General features: G+C 66.4%; 18 protein-coding genes and 1 pseudogene. 11 read left to right on the plus strand and 8 right to left on the minus strand.

The window, feature by feature from the left end:
• Nucleotides 1-65 precede the first annotated feature (65 nt).
• Nucleotides 66-1,136, plus strand: a complete 1,071-nt coding sequence (locus BRAO375_RS09265) for a glycosyltransferase family 4 protein (protein ID WP_009027205.1) — start codon at nucleotides 66-68, stop codon at nucleotides 1,134-1,136.
• Between the two features lie 52 nt (nucleotides 1,137-1,188).
• On the opposite strand, the gene BRAO375_RS09270 is transcribed toward BRAO375_RS09265, so the two are convergent.
• From BRAO375_RS09270 to bioB, 5 genes are all read right to left on the minus strand, one after another.
• Nucleotides 1,189-3,054 carry an alkyl/aryl-sulfatase gene (locus BRAO375_RS09270; protein ID WP_009027206.1) on the minus strand — a complete coding sequence of 622 codons (1,866 nt, stop codon included), beginning with the start codon at nucleotides 3,052-3,054 and terminating at the stop codon, nucleotides 1,189-1,191.
• Nucleotides 3,055-3,221: 167 nt separating this feature from the next.
• Nucleotides 3,222-4,484, minus strand: a complete 1,263-nt coding sequence (locus BRAO375_RS09275) for an adenosylmethionine--8-amino-7-oxononanoate transaminase (protein ID WP_009027207.1) — start codon at nucleotides 4,482-4,484, stop codon at nucleotides 3,222-3,224.
• Nucleotides 4,484-5,113, minus strand: coding sequence for a dethiobiotin synthase (gene bioD / locus BRAO375_RS09280; protein ID WP_009027208.1), 630 nt, complete (start codon nucleotides 5,111-5,113; stop codon nucleotides 4,484-4,486). The genes BRAO375_RS09275 and bioD overlap by 1 nt, the downstream gene beginning before the upstream one ends.
• A complete protein-coding gene (locus BRAO375_RS09285; RefSeq protein ID WP_009027209.1) occupies nucleotides 5,095-6,252 on the minus strand; it encodes an 8-amino-7-oxononanoate synthase in 1,158 nt (385 codons plus the stop codon). Before BRAO375_RS09285 ends, bioD begins: the two co-directional genes overlap by 19 nt.
• A gap of 312 nt (nucleotides 6,253-6,564) precedes the next feature.
• Nucleotides 6,565-7,611 carry a biotin synthase BioB gene (gene bioB, locus BRAO375_RS09290; RefSeq protein WP_009027210.1) on the minus strand — a complete coding sequence of 349 codons (1,047 nt, stop codon included), beginning with the start codon at nucleotides 7,609-7,611 and terminating at the stop codon, nucleotides 6,565-6,567.
• 118 nt (nucleotides 7,612-7,729) lie between these two features.
• Between bioB and BRAO375_RS09295 the strand changes: the two genes are divergently transcribed.
• Nucleotides 7,730-8,365, plus strand: a complete 636-nt coding sequence (locus BRAO375_RS09295; protein WP_009027211.1) for a GntR family transcriptional regulator — start codon at nucleotides 7,730-7,732, stop codon at nucleotides 8,363-8,365.
• Nucleotides 8,366-8,910: 545 nt separating this feature from the next.
• Here BRAO375_RS09295 and BRAO375_RS09300 read toward each other — a convergent pair.
• Entirely contained in the window at nucleotides 8,911-9,477 is a 567-nt protein-coding gene (locus BRAO375_RS09300; protein ID WP_244423147.1) for a CBS domain-containing protein, read from the minus strand.
• 603 nt (nucleotides 9,478-10,080) lie between these two features.
• Between BRAO375_RS09300 and BRAO375_RS09305 the strand changes: the two genes are divergently transcribed.
• From BRAO375_RS09305 to soxA, 8 genes are all read left to right on the plus strand, one after another.
• Nucleotides 10,081-11,478 (plus strand): MFS transporter, encoded by a 1,398-nt coding sequence (locus BRAO375_RS09305; RefSeq protein WP_009027214.1) that lies wholly within the window; start codon nucleotides 10,081-10,083, stop codon nucleotides 11,476-11,478.
• Nucleotides 11,479-11,618: 140 nt separating this feature from the next.
• The gene (locus BRAO375_RS09310) at nucleotides 11,619-12,068 is read left to right on the plus strand and encodes a (2Fe-2S)-binding protein (protein ID WP_009027215.1); all 450 of its coding nucleotides are present in this window, start codon (nucleotides 11,619-11,621) and stop codon (nucleotides 12,066-12,068) included.
• Between the two features lie 10 nt (nucleotides 12,069-12,078).
• Nucleotides 12,079-14,262, plus strand: coding sequence for a xanthine dehydrogenase family protein molybdopterin-binding subunit (locus BRAO375_RS09315; protein ID WP_035639736.1), 2,184 nt, complete (start codon nucleotides 12,079-12,081; stop codon nucleotides 14,260-14,262).
• Nucleotides 14,263-14,314: 52 nt separating this feature from the next.
• Nucleotides 14,315-15,592, plus strand: coding sequence for an NAD(P)/FAD-dependent oxidoreductase (locus tag BRAO375_RS09320; RefSeq protein WP_009027217.1), 1,278 nt, complete (start codon nucleotides 14,315-14,317; stop codon nucleotides 15,590-15,592).
• Nucleotides 15,576-16,022 carry a sulfur oxidation c-type cytochrome SoxX gene (gene soxX, locus BRAO375_RS09325; RefSeq protein WP_009027218.1) on the plus strand — a complete coding sequence of 149 codons (447 nt, stop codon included), beginning with the start codon at nucleotides 15,576-15,578 and terminating at the stop codon, nucleotides 16,020-16,022. Before BRAO375_RS09320 ends, soxX begins: the two co-directional genes overlap by 17 nt.
• A gap of 6 nt (nucleotides 16,023-16,028) precedes the next feature.
• Entirely contained in the window at nucleotides 16,029-16,517 is a 489-nt protein-coding gene (locus BRAO375_RS09330) for a SoxY-related AACIE arm protein (RefSeq protein ID WP_009027219.1), read from the plus strand.
• Nucleotides 16,517-16,837: a thiosulfate oxidation carrier complex protein SoxZ gene (gene soxZ / locus BRAO375_RS09335; RefSeq protein WP_009027220.1), complete on the plus strand. Its 321-nt coding sequence runs from the start codon at nucleotides 16,517-16,519 to the stop codon at nucleotides 16,835-16,837. The genes BRAO375_RS09330 and soxZ overlap by 1 nt, the downstream gene beginning before the upstream one ends.
• Nucleotides 16,834-17,610, plus strand: coding sequence for a sulfur oxidation c-type cytochrome SoxA (gene soxA, locus BRAO375_RS09340; RefSeq protein ID WP_009027221.1), 777 nt, complete (start codon nucleotides 16,834-16,836; stop codon nucleotides 17,608-17,610). The genes soxZ and soxA overlap by 4 nt, the downstream gene beginning before the upstream one ends.
• An 81-nt stretch (nucleotides 17,611-17,691) precedes the next feature.
• Here soxA and BRAO375_RS09345 read toward each other — a convergent pair.
• Nucleotides 17,692-18,650 (minus strand): annotated as a pseudogene (locus BRAO375_RS09345) (LysR family transcriptional regulator).
• 100 nt (nucleotides 18,651-18,750) lie between these two features.
• Between BRAO375_RS09345 and BRAO375_RS09350 the strand changes: the two are divergent.
• A complete protein-coding gene (locus tag BRAO375_RS09350) occupies nucleotides 18,751-19,182 on the plus strand; it encodes a DoxX family protein (protein WP_009027224.1) in 432 nt (143 codons plus the stop codon).
• A 200-nt stretch (nucleotides 19,183-19,382) separates the two neighbouring features.
• Here the strand turns inward: BRAO375_RS09350 and BRAO375_RS09355 are convergent, their stop codons facing one another.
• Nucleotides 19,383-21,038, minus strand: a complete 1,656-nt coding sequence (locus BRAO375_RS09355) for a hypothetical protein (protein ID WP_009027225.1) — start codon at nucleotides 21,036-21,038, stop codon at nucleotides 19,383-19,385.
• Between the last annotated feature and the right edge of the window lie 47 nt (nucleotides 21,039-21,085).

Consider the following 21,085-nt stretch of genomic DNA (forward strand, 5'->3'; position numbering starts at 1 on the left):
TCCCGCTGCGGCAGTGCCGGTGCCATTGGGGGCTTCATCCATGATCACGAACAGGAGACGGTGAGATGCGCATTGCGCAGGTTGCTCCATTGACGGAGGCCGTACCTCCGAAGCTCTACGGCGGCACTGAACGGGTCGTTCATTGGTTGACCGAAGAGCTCGTTGCCCTTGGGCACGACGTGACATTGTTCGCCAGCGGAGATTCGCAGACGTCGGCGAAGCTCTCGCCAAGCTGGCCGAAGGCTTTGCGCCTGGACGGCTCGGTGCGGGATCCCAACGCGCTCCACATGGTCATGCTGGAGAATGTGCGGCAGCGATGTGACGACGAGGAATTCGACATCCTCCACTTCCACCTCGACTACTATCCGTTCTCCCTGTTCCATCGCCAGCCGACGCCGTTCCTCACCACCCTGCACGGCAGGCTCGATCTTCCCGAGCACCAGCCGGTCTTTTCGATGTTCAAGGATGTTCCCGTCGTCTCGATCTCCGACGCGCAGCGGCGTCCGGTGCCGAATGCGAACTGGGTCCGCACCGTGCTGCACGGCCTGCCGGAGAAGCTCCTGATGCCGAAGCCGGCGACCCCCAGCTATCTCGCGGTGCTCGGACGCATCGCGCCGGAGAAGGGCGTCGACCGCGCGATCAAGATCGCGATGCGCTGTGGCATTCCGCTCAAGATCGCCGCCAAGATCGACCGCGCCGACCAGGATTACTACGACCAGCTGATCTATCCCCTGATCAACGGCAACCCGCTGGTCGAATATGTCGGCGAGATCGGTGACCAGGAGAAGCCGGAGTTCCTGTCGGGCGCGCTCGGCCTGCTGCTGCCGATCGACTGGCCCGAGCCGTTCGGGCTCGTGATGATCGAATCGATGGCCTGCGGCACGCCGGTCATCGCCTACAACCGCGGCTCGGTGCCGGAAGTGATCGACGACGGCATCACCGGCTTCATCGTCGAGGACGAGCTCAGCGCGGTCGCCGCGGTGAACCGCCTGCACCATCTCAGCCGCGCCCGCGTGCGCGAACAGTTCGAGCAGCGCTTCACGGCGCGACGGATGGCGCTGGACTATCTCGCCGCCTACCGCCGGCTGATCGAGAAGGCCGAGCCGCGCATCCGGCTGGTCAGCAGCGCCGAGTAGATCCCTTGTCGTGGAGGTCGACCGGCGGGAAACCGGCCGACCTCCCTCTTGCTCACGTGACCTTGGCCCGCTTCGGCTCGACGATCTCGAACATTCGCGGAAATTCGTCCATCAGCGACATCAGCTCGGCAAGCCGCATCGGATTGCCGACGAACGTGATCTTTCCGGCCGCCACCGCTTCTGGAAAGGTCGCCGCCTTGGCGATGATCTCGTCCAGGGTCGCACGCGCCAGCGTGAAGCCCGCATCGGCGGTCGATGCCTGCACGCCCACCGCGTAGGTCAGCGCGCAGTTCTGCAGGGTCAGCACGAAGCGCTCGGCGGTGTCGGTGAACGTCCAGTTCAGCACGATGTGCTTGCCCTCGGCCTTCGGCCCGTTCAGGCGGACGCCGAGCACGTCCCACAATTGCTCGGTGCGCAGCGCCGCCAAGGTCTCACGCGGCATGCCCGGACGCGCCGGCACCACCGGCATGCCGTGGCGCAGCTCCTGCGCGCCGAACAGATAGGCGTTGCGCCAGGTCGCGCTCTCCGCGGCGTAGCCGAGCTGCTCCAGCGTATCGGCCAGCAAGGCACGAGCCGCGACGTTGTCCGGCTCGGCGAATACGAGATGACCAACCACCTGCGCGACGAAGCGGAACTCGCCCTTGGCGAAATCCGTCCGCGCCCGCGCCAGCAACGCCTCCGCGCCGCCCATGTACTCGACATATTTCCGCCCGGCCTCGACCGGCGGCAACGGATCGAGATTGACCGGGTTGGCATCGTACCAGCCGAGATATTTCTGATAGATCGCCTTCACATTGTGCCGGATGTGGCCGTAATAGCCGCGCGCATGCCAGGCGCCGTCGAGGCTCGCCGGCAACTTGATCTGCTCGGCGATCTCGCTCGCGGTCAGGCCGTGGTTCATCAGCCGCAACGTCTGGTCATGCGCGAACTTGTACAGATCGCGCTGCTCGCGGATCATCGTGTCCACACGACTGGCGCCCCACACCGGCCAATGATGCTGGCCGCACATCACCTCGGCCTTGCCGCCCCACAACTGCAGGGCCTCGCCGAGATATTTCGACCATGCCAGCGCATCGCGCACATCGGCGCCGCGAAACGGCAGCAGGTTGTGAAAATTGTGCGTGCAGTTCTCGGCGAGGTTCAGCAGCTTGTAACGCGGCACGTAGAAGTGCATCTCCGCCGGCGCCTCGCTGTTCGGCGCCATCTGGAATTCAAACCTCACGCCGTCGATCGTCCTGGTGTCGCCGGTCGCCATGATCAGGTCGTTCGGCCGCAGCAGCGCGACGCTGCCGGCCGCCATGGTCTTGCCGAGACCGCAATCGACATGCCCCTTAGGGCCTTTCGCGAGCAGCGGGCCGAACTGATATTGCGCCCGGCGCAGCATCGCGGGTCCAGCGATGATGTTCTCGGACACGGCGTGCTCGATGAACAGGTTCGGCGCGATCAGCGGCACGCGGCCGCTGGTCACCGCGTCCTCGTCGACGACGCCGCGTGCGCCGCCCCAATGATCGGTGTGGGTGTGCGTGAACATCACCGCCGTCACCGGCCTGGTGCCGCGGTGCTGATAATACAGATCGAGCGCGGCGCGCGCGCCCTCGATCGAGGTGAGCGTATCCACGATGATGACGCCGGTGTCGCCTTCGATCAGCGTCATGTTGGCAATATCGAGCCCACGCACCTGGTAGACGCCGGGAACGACCTCGAACAGGCCGTGATGCATGTTGAGCTTCGCCTGTCGCCACAGGCTCGGATTGACCGTTGGCGGCGCCTCCTCCGCCTCCAGGAAGCCGTAGGGTGCGAGGCTCCAGACGCTGCGTCCTTGCGCCGTCGTGACGTTGGCCTGATCGATGGTGCCAAGAAAGCCGCGGGCCGCATCGTCGAAATCGGCCGCGTCATCGAACGGCAGCGCGTCGAGCATCGCCTGCTGCGCCGCACTGACGGCCGCGCTGGCCTCTTTGGTCTCCGTGGCGCTGTCACCGCCGACCGGCGCATTCATGGCTGCATCCTCCCCCGCAACGAACCTGGTTCGCGCGATGCTAATGCGGGGCATCTTGGAGCGCAAATTGCGCGCAGCGGAACGGCGCCTCAGAGCACGTGATCGACGGCTTCGTCGATCGCCGAATAGATCGCATCGAGATCGCCCGGGGTGACGCAGTAGGGCGGCATGACGTAGATCGTGTGGCCCAGCGGTCGCAGCAGCACATCGCTGTCGCGGAAGAACGCCTGGAGCTGCGGCCCGACCTCGGCAAGATACCCCCGCTCTTCCGCCTGGACATCGAGCGCCGTGATCGTGCCGCACCGCCGCAGATCGGAGAACCGCTCGTCATAGCGGAAGCGGGCCAGGCAGCGCTCCTGCGCCGCTGCCAGCGAGCCGATCCGGGCCCTGGTCTCCGGCCGGCGCCACAGCTCGAGATTGGCGCATGCCGCCGCGCAGGCGATCGGATTGGCCGTGTAGGAGCTCGAATGGAAGAACGTTCGCGCGCGGTCGGTCGACAGATGCGCCGCGAAGATCGCCTCGTTGCACAGCGTGACCGCGAGCGGCAGCGCGCCGCCGGTGAGCCCCTTCGCATAGCAGGCGATGTCGGGCGCAATCTCCGCCTGCTCGCAGGCGAACAGCGTGCCGGTGCGGCCCCAGCCGGTCATCACCTCGTCGGCAATGAACAGCACGCCGAACGCCCGGCAGATCCGGTGCATCTCGCGCAGCACGGACGCCGGATATGTCAGCATGCCTCCGGCTCCGAGCACCAATGGCTCGACGATGAAAGCCGCCGGCCGATCCCGCTTGCAGATCGCAGCGAGCGCATCGAGCGCCGCCTGCTCCGCCCCCGCAGCCGGAAACGGCACGACGGCGACATCGAACAGCAGCGGCTCATAGGCCGCATTGAACACGCCGCGGGCGCCGACCGACATCGCGCCGATGGTGTCGCCGTGATAGGAGTGCTGCATCACCACGATGCGCGTGCGCGGCTCGCCGATGTTCCTGAAATAGCCGAGTGCCATCTTCAGCGCGACCTCGACGCAGGTGGCGCCGGAGTCGGAGAAGAACACATGCGTGAGGCCGGGGGGTGCAAGCTCCAGCAATCCGGCGGCGACCTGCTCGGCCGGCTCGTGGGTGTGTCCGGCGAAGATCACCTGGTCGAGTCGTTCGGCCTGCGCCTGGATCGCTTGCACGATGGGCGGATGGCAATGGCCATGCGTGACCACCCACCAGGATGCGATGGCATCGATGATGCGCCGGCCGTCGGACGCGTGGAGATAGGCGCCCTCGCCGCGCAGGATCGGCGTCATCTGCGGCTGCAGCGCATGCTGGGTGCACGGGTGCCAGATCGGCGACGCCGCGCCTGTCATCACTCGAAATCCCCCGGCCGAAATTCAGCGGCGACAGCCGCCTGCAGCGAGCTGGCGGTGAGCGGCGTGAGCCACGGCAAGCGGCCGAGATGCTTCACCGCGCCGAGACGACAGATCGTCGTTTCGCTGTCGGGACGAGCCTCGCCGATGAAGGCGATGCCCCGCACGTCGATGCCGCGGCTGCGCAGCGCGGCCAACGACAGCAGCGAATGGTTGATCGTGCCGAGGCTGGTGCGCGCGCACAGCACGACGGAGCAGCGCCAGCGCGCGAACACATCGAGATAGAGCGTGTCGGAATTGAGTGGCACCATGACGCCGCCCGCGCCTTCGATCACGATCGGCACGTCGCCCAGTTCTGGCGGCTCCAGCCGGAGCGGATCGATGCTGATGCCTTCGAGGCGTGCTGCCAGATGCGGCGAGGCCGGCTCGGCCAGCCGGTAGCGTTCGGGGATCACACGGTCGTCGGCGACATCGGCAAGCCGCTGAACCTGACGGGAATCCGTCTCGTCCGCAACGCCAGCCTGCACCGGCTTCCAATAGCAGGCGCCGAGCAGTGCCGTCAGGCCGGCCGCGAACACGGTCTTGCCGATGCCGGTGTCGGTACCCGTGACTACGATGCGCTGCGCCATCGCCGTTCTCCTGCGAGCTGAGCCAGCGCATCGAGCAGCGCCGTGATCGCGGCCTCATCGACATTCAAGGTCAGCGACAGCCGCAGCCGCGCTGTGCCGGCCGGCACCGTTGGCGGCCGGATGCCGCGGATGTCGAAGCCGCGCTGCTGCAGCTCGGCCGCGAGCGTCATGGCACGCGCATTGTCGCCGACGATGAACGGAATGATCTGCGAGGACGACCAGGTCTCGCCGAACCGCGCGACGATCTCGCGATGCGCAAACGCCACGAGCTGCGCCAGTCTCTGCTGCTTCTCCGGCTCGTCCTGCAGAATCGCGAGCGCCTCGCTGACGGCGACGGCCATCAATGGCGATGGCGCGGTGGCGAAGATGAAGGGCCGGCAGCGGTTGATCAAGGTCTCGCGCAGCACGCGATGGGCGGTGACCAGCGCGCCGGCGGCGCCGAGCGCCTTGCCGCAGGTGTGCACGACGACGATGTCGGCACGGCCTTCAAAGCGTGCGGCAAGTCCCCGCCCCTGTGGTCCATGAACGCCGGTCGCATGCGCTTCGTCGATCAGCACAAAGGCATCGTGGCGTTCGGCCACGGCGATCAGCTCGTCCAGCGGCGCGATGTCGCCGTCCATGCTGTAGAGGCTTTCGACGACGATCCAGGGCCGGCCTACGCCGCCGTCCCGGCGCCACGCAAGGATCCTGTCGTCGGCGGCGTCGGGATCGTTGTGATGGAACAGGCAGCTCTCGGCGCGACTGCCGCGCGCGCCCTCATGAGTGCTGGCGTGCACGAGCGCATCGAGCACCAGGAGGTCGTCGCGTAGCGGCAACGTCGTGAGCACGGCGAGATTGGCGAGATAGCCCGAGCCGAAGAACAGCGCGCTCTCGGCACCGAAGAAGCGCGCCGCGTCCGCCTCCAGCCGTTCATGCTCCACGCAATTGCCGCGCAGCAGCCGCGAGCCGCCGGCGCCGACCGGCGTGCCCGCCTCCATCGCCGCCGCGACCGCGCGCTTGATGCGCGGAGCGTGGGCGAGGCCGAGATAGTCGTTGGAAGAGAAATCGAGACCGGATCTTGGACTGAGATGCCGCAGACGATCGTCGGCTGCGAGATCGTGCAGCTTCTTTGCATAAATCGCCAGTTTCTCGGAAAACATGTTGTATCCGCTCTCCGTCGGTTAGCCGCACTCGCTCAGGATCGGAGAACCGTGCGGCCAAGGTTGGGGCCTCGCCCTTCGAGACGCCCGCCCGAAGGGCGGGCACCTCAGGATGAGGGGAAAGCGCTTCGGTGAAGCCGCCAAGGACCGCATGAGATCGAACGCCCGCTCCGCGCCTTGATACGCGCACGGCTTATCGTCCAGGTGCAGCGTCGGTTTCGAAGCCGAGGAGCGCCGCGCACGCGATCGAGTCGTCGCGAACGGTCGCTATGGCGGCGCGTCTCGAACCATGTGGCCCCTGATCCTGCAACATCACGCTGTACCTGATTGATGCGCCGCTTCGCTCGCATCCACTCTTTCGCGCGCCGCCAATGACGAGGTCATGCCGAGCCGCGCCAGCAGATCGGCGTCGCGCGCGGCCTGCGGATTGGCCGTCGTCAGCAGCACGTCGCCGATGAAGATCGAGTTGGCGCCGGCCAGCAGGCACAGGCTCTGCAATTCGTCGCTCATGTGCTGCCGCCCCGCGGACAGCCGCACCACGCTCTGCGGCATCATGATGCGCGCGACCGCGATCAGCCGCACCAGCGCGATGCCGTCGGGCCGCGCCGCGGTGTCGTTGACCGGCACGCCCTTGACCTCGTTCCACATGTTGATCGGCACGCTGTCCGGATGCGCATCGAGATTGGCGAGCAGCACCAGCATGCCGAGCCGGTCGTCGACCTCCTCGCCCATGCCGATGATGCCGCCACAGCACACCTTGATGCCGGCCTCGCGGACATGCGCCAGCGTGTCGATGCGGTCCTGCAGGGTGCGCGTGGTGATGATGCGGTCGTAGAATTCGGGCGAGGTGTCGACATTGTGGTTGTAGTAGTCGAGCCCGGCGTCCTTGAGCCGCTGCGCCTGCGGGGGCGTCAGCATGCCCAGGGTCACGCAGGTCTCCATGCCCAGATCCCTGACCGCGCTGACCATGTCGCACACCTGATCGAGATCGCGGTCTTTCGGACTGCGCCAGGCCGCCGCCATGCAAAAGCGCTCCGCGCCCGCCTGCTTCGCGCGCCGCGCGGTCGCGACCACCGCGTCCTGGTCCATCAGCTTGGTCGCCTTCAGGCCGGTGTCGTAATGCGCGCTCTGCGAGCAGTAGCCGCAATCCTCCGGACAGCCGCCGGTCTTGATGCTGAGCAGGCTCGCGGTCTCGAGCCGGATGGGATCGAAGTGCCGGCGATGCACCGACTGGGCGAGGAACATCAGGTCCGGAAACGGCAGAGCGTACAGCGCTTCGGCCTCGTCCCGCGTCCAATCATGGCGAACCGCATCGCCGTGCTCGTTCTGCTCCAACCATGAACTGCTCACACCGGCCATCCCGCGCGCCCCACATTTATAGATTTTCATAGAAATTATCTATGAAACTACTCCTCGTGAAACCGTAAGATACCGCGACTTTCCGTGCATCAGCTTTTTCGATAGATAATCTATCACTATGCAAGACGAGAACCTGACCACCGCGCACCGCATCGCCGAGGCCATCACCGAACGTATCGTCAGCGGCGCCCTGCCCCCAGACGCGCCGCTGCGGCAGGACCACATCGCCCGCGAGTTCAACTCCAGCCACGTCCCGGTGCGCGAGGCGTTCCGGCAACTCGAGGCGCTCTATCTGGTGGTCGCGACGCCCCGGCGCGGCGTCCGGGTCGCACCGCTCGACGCCAGGTCGACCAAGGAGATCGTCGAGATGCGCGTCGCGCTCGAAGTGATCGCGCTGCGCAATGCCGCCCCGCGCTACACGCCGGCGCATCTCGCCGCGATTGAGCTCGCGCTGATCGAGGGCGACAATGCCGAAACGATTCAAGAGTTCGAGACCGCCAACCGCGCTTTCCACCGCGCGCTGGTCACGCCCTGCGCGATGCCGCGCCTGCTGGCCAGCCTCGACGGCCTACGCCTCGCCAATTCGCGCCTCGTCCTCACCATGGCCCGCACCGCCGGCTGGCGCCCGCGCAGCAACGGCGATCACCGCCAGATCCTGCAGGCGCTGCGCGAGCGGCAGATCGGGCATGCGTGTGAGTTGCTGACACGGCACAATCAGACGATTGAGCGGCTGGCGCGGCCGGGTGGCGCGTAGCTCTGCACACGCGCGAGCACGCTGCGGGCAGAAGTCTAACGTACCCGAAGGTCGAGCATCTGCTCCTCGCGCCGAACAGGTGATTTTAGATCATGCGCTAGAATGCTCGCAATCCATTCCACCAGAACAGGAAGTTTCTTGGCCTCAAATTCGCGGCGTATAGGACCTACTTGGTCTACCGGTACAGAGCCGACACGAACGTAGAGGCGTTCATAGGGAACGTTGGGATTGGGCGGCCAAAAATGTGCGTCGAATAGCGTGCCAGGCTGTCGAATGAGGAGGACATCGATTGAAACACCGGCGCGCTTAAGCGCATCATCTAGCGCTGATGGACTAAGCGGATAGCCTTGTGTCTTGGGAAGCTTTGCAGTCTGGGACCTCATCTCTCCAGTGTGCCAGCCGACTACCCGATCAATCAATAGGCGCATTCAGTCGGCACCAGACAATGACTAACGGACGACGACGAAGGAGCCTCTTAATCAGGGCTTTGATTAACTGCGGTTCACCACGAGACATACACCGGCGACTGCACTACGTTTACCTAATCATCCCCCCGGCCCGTCTTTCAGGATGTAGCCCATCAGGTCGTCCACATTGTGCTCCAGATCCCGGATGATGTTCTTGACGACGTCGCCGATCGAGATCACGCCAACGACCTTGTCGGCGTCCAGCACCGGCAGGTGGCGAAAGCCGCGCTGAGACATCATCGCCATGCAGCTGTCCAGCCGGTGGTCCGGCCTGACCGTCACCGGGTTGGCCGTCATCACCTGGCTGACCGGCGTCTCTTTCGCATCGAGCCCGGGCAGCAGCACCTTGATGGCGCAGTCGCCCTGGGTCACAATGCCGACGAGCACGCCGTCGTCGATGACCAGCACCGACCGGACCCGGCTGTCGCGCATCTTCTGCAAGGCTTCGACGACCATGTCGCGAGAGCGAACATGGATGAGGGCGCCACTCTTCTGGGCCAGCGCGTCTTTGACTGTGCTCATTGATCTCCTCGTGGGCTCCCTGTTTTGTTCTGCCTTGATGGTCTGTTTGCATCGGACGATAGTCGAAATAGATGGCCGCGTCAGCACCGTGACGATGTTGCCAGCGAGGCCATGAGCGCGCACGGCACGCCCTCTCCTCCGCGTCGTTCCGGGGCGCGCGGAGCTTGAGAACGACGCAGTCGGCCGCAAGCGTAGCGCGAGCCCGGAACCCATACCCACAGGCGGTCATATGGGGCACGCTGCGGTGGGCGTCTCGCGCCCCACTTCCGTTCGTGGTTATGGATTCCGGGCTCATTCGCGCTGCTTCAAAACGGCTGCGCCGTTTTGCGCGCGAATGCCCCGGAATGACGGATCAAGCAGAACGCACTCTCCCCGCGTCGTTCCGGGGCGCGCGGAGCTTGAGGACGACGCAGTCGGCCGCAAGCGTAGCGCGAGCCCGGAACCGATACCCACAGGCCGTCGTGTGGGGCACGCTGGTGGTGGGCGTCTCGCGCCTCACTTCCGTTCGTGGTTATGGATTCCGGGCTCATTCGCGCTGCTTCAAAACGGCTGCGCCGTTTTGCGCGCGAATGCCCCGGAATGACGGAGCAAGACGGGGTAGCTGCTGCGGCATCGACCATCTCGCCCGCGCCCTCGTGCATAAGCCCATGCGCCCGTGACGGCTGGGGCCGCGGCCCGCCCCCGTGTACATGCTGGTCCGCACGCGCCCGCGAACCGAAGGTGCCCATGTCCAACCGCCTCCACGCGACCAAGCCTGCCGGCGACGGCACCTCCGATGGCCTGCCCGCCAGCCAGCGGCCCTGGGCGATCGCGGCGATCTTCACGGCGCTGTCGATGGCCTCGCTGGACGTCGCCATCGCCAATATCGCGCTGCCGTCGATCTCCAATGATCTGCACGTGTCGCCCGCCGAGGTGGTCTGGGTGGTCAACATCTATCAGATCGCCCTGGTCGCGACCCTGCTACCGCTGGGCGCGCTCGGCGAGATCGTCGGGCATCAGCGCATCTATCTCGGCGGCCTGCTGCTGTTCACGCTGGCCTCGGTGGGCTGTGCGCTGGCCTGGTCGCTGCCGTCCCTGGTGATCGCCAGGGCGTTTCAGGGGCTCGGCGCCAGCGGCATCATGAGCGTCAACACCGCGCTGGTGCGCTACGTCTATCCCGGCAAGATGCTGGGACGCGGCCTCGGCCACAACGCGCTGGTGGTCGGCATCTCCTTCACCTTCGGACCCACGATCGCCTCGGCGATCTTGTCGCTCGGCTCCTGGCCCTGGCTGTTCGCGATCAATCTGCCGTTCGGCCTGATCGCGATCGCCATCGGCATGAAGATGCTGCCGAAGACGCCGCGCGCCGAGCACGCCTTCGACTTCCTCGGCGCCGGCCTCGCCGCTGTCTGCCTCGGCCTCTTTATCACCGGCATCGGCAGCGCCGCGCATGGCGCGACGCCTTCCATGGTGGTCGCGGAGCTGATCGGCGCCCTGGTGCTCGGCATCATCCTGACGCGGCGGCAGGCCGATCATCCCGCGCCGATGCTGCCGATCGACCTGTTCCGCCGCGGCGTGTTCGCGCTGTCGGCGGCGACCGCGGTGTGCTCCTTCTCCGTGCAGGGCCTCGGCTTCGTCTCGCTGCCGTTCTATTTCGAGGACATCTTGCAGCGCTCGCAGGTCGAGACCGGCTTCCTCATGACACCGTGGCCGCTCGCGGTGACCATCATGGCGCCGATTGCGGGGCGACTGTCGGACCGCTTTCCCGCCGGCCTGCTCGGCGGCATCGGCCTCGTGATGCTCGGAGCCGGCATGGCGCTGCTGGCGATGCTGCCGGAGAACCCGAGCATCCCGAACATCGTCTGGCGCATGCTGATCTGCGGCATCGGCTTCGGCTTCTTCCAGGCACCGAATATGAAGGCCATCATGTCAAGCGCCCCGCCGCATCGCAGCGGCGGCGCCAGCGGCATCGTCGCGACGGCGCGGCTGACCGGCCAGACCACTGGCGCGGCGCTGGCGGCGCTGTGCTTCAGCCTGGCCGGCCGTGAGGGTGCAACCATGGCGCTGGCACTCGGCGCGGGCTTTGCGGCCCTCGGCAGCGTGATGAGTTTCCTGCGGCTGGCGGTGGCGCCTCCGCGGGGCTGATGAGTTCAGGCGAACTACAACCCCGCCCCATCACAAATCTTCCGCGTCGCAAACGCATATTCTTGATTTGAAGGATTCCAACGTTCGCGCCAAAGTGCGCCCCTCAGTTCAACTGGCGAGTTGAACCAAAGGGATCTGCGATGGCAAACCTCACGATTAACGGAAAATCCTATTCGCTCGACGTCGAGCCGGACACGCCGCTGCTGTGGGCGATCCGCGAGAACGCCGGGCTGACCGGCACCAAATATGGCTGCGGCATCGCACAATGCGGCGCCTGCACGGTGCATCTCGACGGCGCCGCCGTGCGCTCCTGCGGCGTCACCGTCTCGGAAGCCCAGGGCAAGCAGATCACGACCATCGAAGGCCTTGCGGCGGACAACGGCCTGCACAAGGTGCAGCAGGCCTGGCTGGAGAACGACGTTCCGCAATGCGGCTATTGCCAGAGCGGAATGATCATGGCCGTCGCCGCGCTCTTGAAGGACAATCCGAAGCCGAGCGACCAGGACATCAACGACGCCATCACCAACATCTGCCGCTGTGGAACCTTCGCGCAGGTGCGCGAGGCGATCCACGCCGCGGCGAACGCCTGAGGAGGCCGGCATGAACCAGCATGTGACGCCGCGCCTCAACCGCCGCTCCTTCGTCATCGGCACCGCCGCGCTCGGCGGCGGCCTCGCGCTCGGGCTCGACATTCCCTTCGGCGGCCCGCAGGTGGTCCGCGCCGCGGATGGCTCTCCGGAAGTCAACGCCTGGGTGGTGATCCGTCCCGACGACACCGTGGTCATCCGCATCGCCCGCTCCGAGATGGGCCAGGGCTCGCTGACCGGTCTCGCCCAGCTCGTCGCGGAAGAGCTCGCCTGCGACTGGAGCAAGGTCACGACCGAATATCCGACACCCGGCCAGAACGTCGCGCGCAAGCGCGTGTGGGGCGATTTCTCCACCGGCGGCAGCCGCGGCATCCGCTCGTCGCAGGACTATGTCCGCAAGGGCGGCGCCGCCGCGCGCATGATGCTGATCCAGGCCGCCGCCGACGAATGGAAGGTGCCGGTCGCCGAATGCACCGCCGCCAACAGCGTCATCACCCACAAGGCCTCGGGCAAGACCACGACTTACGGCAAGGTCGCTGAAGCCGCGGCGAAGCTCACGCCGCCGGCCGACGTCAAGCTGAAGGACCCGAAGGACTGGACCCTGATCGGCAAGGGCGTGAAGCGCCTCGACACCGCCGACAAGGTCACCGGCGCGATGGTCTATGGCGCCGACATCAAGCTGCCCGGCATGCTCAACGCCGCGATCAAGGATTGCCCGGTCACCGGCGGCAAGCTCAAGAGCTATGACGAGGCCAAGATCGCCGGCATGAAGGGCGTCAAGAAGGTGGTCGCGGTCGACGGCACCGCGGTCGCCGTCGTCGCCGACACCTGGTGGCACGCGAAGACCGCGCTCGATGCGCTGCCGATCGTATGGGACGAGGGCCCGAACGCGAAAGTCTCGTCGGAATCCATCGGCAAATGGCTGGCCGAGGGCCTCGACTCCGGGCCGGCTTTCGTCGGCAATGAGAACGGCGATGCCAAGGCGGCGCTGGCGAGCGCGGTGAAGAAGGTCGAGGCCGTCTACAACTATCCGTATCAGAACCACGCCACGATGGAGCCGATGAACGCCACCGCGCTCTACACGCCGGAGCGCTGCGAGGTGTGGTGCGGCACGCAGAACGGCGAGGCGGCGTTCGCCGCGGTGCTGGAAGCCTCAGGCCTGCCGGCCGACAAATGCGAGGTGCACAAGCTGATTCTCGGCGGCGGTTTTGGCCGGCGCGGCCAGACCGACTACGTCCGCCAGGCCGTGCAGATCGCCAAGGCGATGCCGGGCACGCCGGTCAAGCTCTTGTGGTCGCGCGAGGAGGACATGACGCATGGCCGCTATCACCCGATCACGCAGTGCAAGCTGACCGGCGGCTTCGACGCCGACAACAACCTGACCGCCCTGCACATGCGCATCTCCGGCCAGTCGATCCTGTTCAGCCTGCGGCCCGATGCGCTGGTCAACGGCAAGGACCCCGCGACCTTCCAGGGGCTCGCGCCCTCGGGCGAGGCGACGATCGGCTATTCCGTGCCGAACCTCCTGATCGAACATTCGATGCGCAATCCGCACATCAATCCGGGGTTCTGGCGCGGCGTCAACGTGAACCAGAACGCGATCTACCTCGAATGCTTCATGGACGAGCTCGCCAACGCCGTCGGCCAGGATCCGCTGGAATTCCGCCGCAAGCTGATGAGCAAGAACCCGAAGCATCTCGCCGTGCTCAACGCGGTGGCCGAAAAGATCGGCTGGGGCACGCCGGCGCCGGAGGGCGTGCATCGCGGGCTGGCGCAGCTGCACGGCTACGGCAGCTATGTCGCGGGCGCGGCCGAGATCTCTGTGATCGACGGCACCAAGATCAAGATCCACCGCATCGTCGCCTCGACCGATCCGGGCTACGTCGTCAACCCCGCGCAGGTCGAGCGGCAGATCGCGGGCTCCTTCGTCTACGGCCTGTCCGCGCTATTCTATGGCGGCTGCACGGTGAAGGACGGGCGTATCGAGCAGACCAATTTCGACAGCTACAACTCGATGCGCATCGCCGAGATGCCGAAGGTGGAATCGATCATGCTCCCCAGCGGCGGCTTCTGGGGCGGTGTCGGCGAGCCGACCATCGGCGTCGCCGCGCCGGCCGTGCTGAACGCGTATTTCGCCGCTACCGGCAAACGCATCCGCTCGGTGCCGCTGCGCGACCAGAACATCACCTTCGCATGACGTGGATGGCGGCCGTTGGGACCAACGGCCGCCGCCGTGCTATTCTGACTTTATGACATTCACCCGGCCGCGCACACGCAGAGAGGTCGGCGGCCTGATCGCAGCGAGCGCTGCGATGATCGCCGCCCCTGCCGTGCTGCGCGCGCAGACGGCGGCGCGGGTCGTCGTGATCGGCGGCGGCTTCGGCGGCGCGAGCTGCGCTCGCGCGCTGCGCCACGCCGATGCGAAGCTCGACGTCACGCTGGTCGAGGCCAACAAGACCTTCACCTCCTGCCCCCTGAGCAACGAGGTCATCGCCGGCCTGCGCGACATCGGCGCGCAGCAGTTCGGCTACGACAGGATTGTCGCCGAGGGCGTGCGCGTGATGCTGCAGGCAGCCACCGCGATCGATGCCTCCGGGCACAAGGTCACGCTCGCCGATAGCACCACGCTCGACTATGACCGGCTCGTGCTCGCGCCGGGCATCGACATCGATTTCACGGCATTGCAAGGCTACGACGAGGCGGCCTCCGCTGTCATGCCGCACGCCTACAAGGCCGGGGAGCAGACCCTGCTGTTGCGCAAGCAGATCGAGGCGATGCCGAATGGCGGCACGGTCGCGATCTCAGTCCCCGCCAATCCCTCGCGCTGCCCGCCCGCCCCTTACGAGCGCGCCAGCCTGATCGCGCATTACCTCAGGACCCGCAAGCCGAAGTCGAAGATTCTGATCCTCGACGCCAAGGACAGTTTCTCGCAGCAGAAGCTGTTCGAGCAGGCGTGGCAGCAGCTCTACCCGGGCATGATCGAGCGCATTCCCCTGTCGCAAGGAGGCCGCGTCACCGGCGTCGAAATCGGCACGCGCACCGTGATCACCGAATTCGGCAACTACAATCCCGATGTCGCCAACATCATCCCGCCGCAGAAGGCCGGCCGTATCGCCGTGCTCGCCGGCGCGGTCGACCGCACCGGCTGGTGTCCGATCGATGCTGCGACCTTTGCATCCAAGCTCGTGCCGGACGTTCACGTGATCGGCGATGCCTGTCTCGGCGGCGGCATTCCGAAATCGGCCGGCGCGGCGCAGGCACAGGGCAAACTCTGCGCGGCGGTGCTCGCGCGCGATCTCACCGCACGGCCATCCGAGCCGCCGCCGCTGACCGGCGTCTGCTACAGCCTCGTCGCGCCGGACAACGCGTTCTCGCTGTCGGGCGTCTACCAGCCGAAGGGCGATCTGTTCGCTGAAGTTGAAGGTGCCAAAACAAGCCCGGTGGATGCACCGCCGGCGACGCGTGCGGCCGAGGCGGACGCTGCAACGACCTGGTTCAAGGCGCTGACCCATGATGCGTTCGGCTAGCCGGCTCATCGTCCTGATCATCGCCGCCCTGCCGGCGGCCGCTGTGGCGCAGACGCTCGCACGCTATGCAATTGTCGGCGACGGCATCCCGGAGCCGCTCACCGGCCAGCCCGGCGATCCCACGCGCGGCCGCGCGCTCGTGCTCGCGCGCAGCTCGACCTGCATCCTCTGTCACTTCGGCCCGTTTCCGGAAGCGCGCTTCCAGGGCGACCTCGCGCCGAGCCTTGCCGGCGCCGGCAGCCGCTCCACGCCCGCGCAGCTCCGGTTGCGGCTCGTCGACGCCAGCCAAGTCAATCCTGATACGATCATGCCGTCCTATTATCGCATCGACGGCCTGACCCGCGTCGGTTCCGCCTGGCGCGACAAGCCGATCCTGTCGGCCGAGCAGATCGAGGACATCGTCGCCTATCTCGCGACCCTGCGCGAGTGAGCCTATATGGTCAGCATGTTCGATCCGCTCCACCTCTCCCGCCGTCACCTGCTGCAACTGGCGGGCACGTTGACCGCAGCCACCGCGCTGCCGCTCGTCACGGTTCGGCCGGCGCAGGCGACGCCCGCGATGCTGGCCTCCGCCATCCGCAACCTCGTCGGCGAAGCCCAGGTGAAGACCGGCAAGGTCCGGCTCGACATCCCGCCGCTGGTCGAGAACGGCAACACCGTGCCGATGACGGTCAGCGTCGATCACCCGATGACGCCCGACAGCTTCGTGAAGAGCATCCACGTCTTCAACGAGAAGAATCCGCAGCCCAACGTCGCGAATTTCCATCTCACGCCGAGCGCCGGCCGCGCCCAGGTCACGACCCGCATCCGGCTCGCCGATACGCAGAAGGTGGTGGCGATCGCAAAGCTCTCCGACGGCACGTTCTGGTCGATCAGCGTCGACGTCATCGTGACGCTCGCCGCCTGCACCGAGGAGATGCCGTGATGCCTGCCGCCCTCGTCAACGTCCCCCCCAAGGCCAGGCGCGGCGCGGTCATCGAGATCAAGACGCTGATGAGCCACGTCATGGAGCCCGGCTATCGCCACACCGCCGCCGGTGAGGTTGTGCCGCGCGACATCATCACGAGCTTCACCTGCAGGTTCAACGGCGCCGAGATCTTCCGCGCCGATCTGTTCCCCGCGATCGCGGCCAATCCTTTCCTGTCGTTCTTCACCACGGCGAGCGAGAGCGGAAAATTCGAGTTCGAATGGATCGGCGACAACGGCTTCGTCGCGACGGCGTCGGCGGCGATCACGGTCGAATGAGGCCTCAAGCGCTCCTCGCCGCGGCTCTGCTCGGCATGGCCCTGCCCGTGCTGGCCGGCGAGATCGCGCCCTCCGGCCGCCGCTCCGGCTATGACTTCATGTCGGCCGACAGCAAGGCGATGCAGGACGACGACACCGCCAATCCCGCGATGCTGTCGGTGCTTGAGGGCGAGACGCTGTGGACGACCAAGGCCGGCGCCGCCGACAAATCCTGCAGCGACTGCCACGGCGCCGTGGATGTCAGCATGAAGGGCGTCGCGGCCCGCTACCCCGCCTTCAGTGCCGCGAGCGCCGCACCTGTCGATCTCGGCCAGCGCGTCAATCTCTGCCGCAGGCAGCATCAGGAGGCCGATCCCTTCGCGCCGGAGAGTCGCGAGCTGCTGGCGCTGACCGCGCTGATCGCAAAGCAGTCGCGCGGGATGCCGATCACGGCCGGCGGCGACCCGCGCCTCGCCTCGTCAGTCGCGCGCGGCCGCGAGCTGTTTGTCCAGCGCCAGGGCCAGCTCAATCTCGCCTGCGCAAATTGCCACGACGACAATTGGGACAAGCATCTCGCGGGCTCGGCGATCACGCAAGGACAGCCGACCGGCTATCCGATCTATCGCCTGGAATGGCAGGGCATGGGCTCGCTGCAGCGGCGCCTGCGCGGCTGCATGACAGGCATCCGCGCGCAGGCATTCGACTTCGACGCGCCCGACATGATCGCGCTCGAGCTCTACCTGATGTCGCGCGCGCATGGCATGACAATGGACGCGCCGGCGGTGCGGCCATGAGCGATCAAGCCCCACGCGCGGTCATGTGAGTGACCGTCATGCCCGGACTTGACGGCCGAGAGACCTTCGGCCCCAAGATCCTCACGCCCGCTTGTTCCGCCCCTTCCTTGCCCGCACCGCCACCCGGTCGATCGCAGCCGCGGGTCCCTCGGAGGCCTGCTTCATCAGCGGATCGGCGGCGATGAAGTCGATGAAGGTGCGGACCTTCGCTGAAAGATATTTGCGACTGGGGTAGACGGCCATCAGCGGCGCCTTGATGGTCATCACGTCCGGCAGCACCGTCTCAAGCCGGCCGCTCGCGAGATCATCCGCCATCAGCCAGCGCGGCAGCACCGCCATGCCATCCCGGCGACTGCGGCGTGGTGCAGGATCGTCTCATTGCCACTGACCAGCACGTCGTTGAACGACAATGTCACATCGCGCTGATCGCTCTGCACGATGATCGCCTTGGCCGGATACAGCGAATATTTGAGAAATGCATGGCCGTCGAGCTCGGCCAACGTGGCCGGCCGCCCTGCGGCGGCGAGATAGCTCGGCGCGGCGACGAGCTGCATCAGGACCGGCGGCAAGGCACGCGCGATCAATCCGTCCCCTGGGGCTGCGGAAACCCGCAGCGCGAGGTCGAAGCCCTCCTCCACGAGATTGACGAGGCGACCGCTGAGATCGAGGTCGAGCACCACGTCCGGATGGCGCGCGTGATAGGCTGCGAGCATGCCGGCAAACAGCGGATTGGCGAACCACACCGGCGCGCTCACCTTCAACGTGCCGCGCGGAATCACCGTGGCTTTGCTGACGACCGCCTCGGCCTCGTCGAGCTGATCGAGCATCGGACGCACCTGGTCGAAATACACCTGCCCCGCCTCGGTCACGCCGACCCGCCGGCTGGTGCGGTTGAGCAATCGGGTCGACAGCCGCTGCTCCAACTGCATGACATGCTTGGAGGCCATCGCGGGCGACAGGCCCAGGCGGTCGGCCGCCGCGACGAAGCTTTTGAGCTCCGCCACCAGGCAGAACACCCGAATACTGACCAGCGTATCCATTATCAACCCGGGAGAAATGATGCTTCAACAATGAGCATAATGATCAAACCAGAAGAAATTCTCAATGTCGGTCCGAGATTTCAATCCTGGAGACCTCCTGATGTCCGCGACCACGACGAACGACCTCCCGCTCCAACCCTCCCTCGCTCTGCGCATCGGCCTGTGGACGGCCCAAGTCCTGGTGTTTGCCATGTTCACCTTCTCCGGCGTCATGAAGACGTTCACGCCGATCAAGGACCTGGCGCCGATGATGCCCTGGGCCGGGGAATATTCAGTCGGCTTCGTCCGAACCATTGGTCTGATCGATCTCGCCGGCGGCCTCGGCATTCTCCTGCCGTCGTTGACCCGGATCATGCCGCGCCTCACCGTGCTGGCCGCGCTCGGCTGCGCCACGCTGCAGGTGTTCGCCTTCGTCTTCCACATCTCGCGCGGCGAAGGCGCGGTGACGCCGCTCAACATCCTGCTGCTGGCGCTGTCGCTGTTCGTGCTGTGGGGCCGGAACGGCAAGGCGCCGATCGCGCCGCGCGGCTGATCTCACCGCTGCCGGTGCCTTACCAACGTCATTCCGGGGCAAGGCCGACAGGCCTTGAACCCGGAATCCCGATGTTGTCTTGCGGCGGTTTTCATCAGCTCGAGATTCCCGGTTCAATCGCCAACACGCCGCCGCTTCGCGACGGCATGCTGCCCCGGGATGACGACAAAGGCTCTACCAGTCGTCGAAGCGCATCCGTCCTACTCCGCCGGCGCCGCGTGCATGTCGGCATGCGGCACGTAGCTCTCGGACATGCCGAGCCGCCCCAGCCAGAACAGCCCGCCCGCGACCACGACATAGGCCAGCGCCACCGCCGGCGTGACGCCGAAGCCGCCGCCGATGCCGACGGCCTCGCCGTGCATGAAGCCGAAATAGGTCATCACAGCCCCGGCCAGCGCGAACGCCGACGCCTTGGTGAAGTCGCGCTCGATCACGAACACGCCGATCGCGCCGAGCACGAGGCCGGCGAGGATCGAGCCGCCGCCCATCACCTCGAGTCCGTGATACAGCACGCCCTGCTGCGGCAGCGCCGCGATCGCCGCCGTCTTCACCGCATCCACCTTGTCGGCCGCCAGCCCGCCGACGCTCTGCGCCGCCGTCACCGTGGACGCCAGCATGGTGTCGATCTGCAGCTTGGCCCAGGCGGCGAGATGCGGCGTGAAGGCGAGCACGATCGCCGGCGCATGCTTGACCGGCGTGGTCTGGAACGCCTGCGCGCCGATCAGCATGCCGATGTAGAGCAGGATCGGCGAGATCGCGACCACCGGCACCAGCGCCAGCAGCACCGAGATGATGCCGAGCCAGGACAGCACGATCACCATCAGGCCGGTCGCCGCGGAATAGCCGATGCGGCCGCCCATCGCCTTCCAGCCGGGATGGCCGATATAGACCGCGTTGATGAACGGGTTGCCCATCATGCAGCCGATCAGGCTGACGACGCCGTCGGCCGTCAGCACCCGCGTGGTCGGATATTCGTCGCCCGCGGCCTCCGCGCTCTCGACGTTGTCCATGGCCTCGACGAGGTCGTAGATGCCGAACGGGATCGCGGTCACCAGGATGATCCCGAGATATTCGAAGCCGGAGAACACCGTGCCGAACGCCGGCAGCGGCACCGAGAAGCCGAAGCTCGCGAAGGCATCACCGACGCCCTTCACGCTGAGACCGCCGAGCCCGAGGCCGAACAGGTTCGAGCCCCACGCGATGATCATGCCGACTGCGATCGCGACCAGGCCCGCCGGCAGGCCCTTCGGATACTTCACGCCGCCGAACCAGCTCACGAGGATGATCGCGAAGCACACGAGCCCGATCTGCGGCGTCATGTACATCTCCAGCGCCGGCCGCATCGAGATGAAGGTGACGGAGACGCCGGCGAGCGTGCCGAGCAGCGCCGCCCGCGGCGTGATCTTGCGGATATAGGGCGCGATGAAGCCGCCGATCATCAGGATGAAGCTCTGGAAGAACACCCAGACGAGGCCGGCCGACCAGCCCTTCAAGGGATCGCCGGTCTTCAAGGTGATCGGCAGCATGATCACGAAGGTGACGATGAACATGTGCGGCACGCTGACGCCGGATGGCAGCGCGCAGACGTCGCTGCGTCCGGTCTTCTGCGCCAGCCGATAGGCGAGGAACGCGTAGTACAGCGTCGACAGGCACATCATCAGGCCGAGCGCCGGCAGGATGCGGCCGAACACCAGGCTGTCCGGCATCTTCAGCACGAAGCGCAACAGCCCGGTGAGGACGAGCATGTTGACGAGGATGTTGGTGCCGAAACCGAAGAACGCGTTCCAGTCGCCGGGTGTCCAGAGCACCGGCTTGAAATCCGCCTTGACCGAGCTTGCCGTCCCGCTTCCGCTCATCGCCTTGCTCCCCTGTTGTCTGCAGCGACTACATGATCGAACTCATC

Source organism: Bradyrhizobium sp. ORS 375, assembly GCF_000239775.1.
In the GTDB taxonomy this organism is placed as follows: Bacteria; Pseudomonadota; Alphaproteobacteria; order Rhizobiales; family Xanthobacteraceae; genus Bradyrhizobium.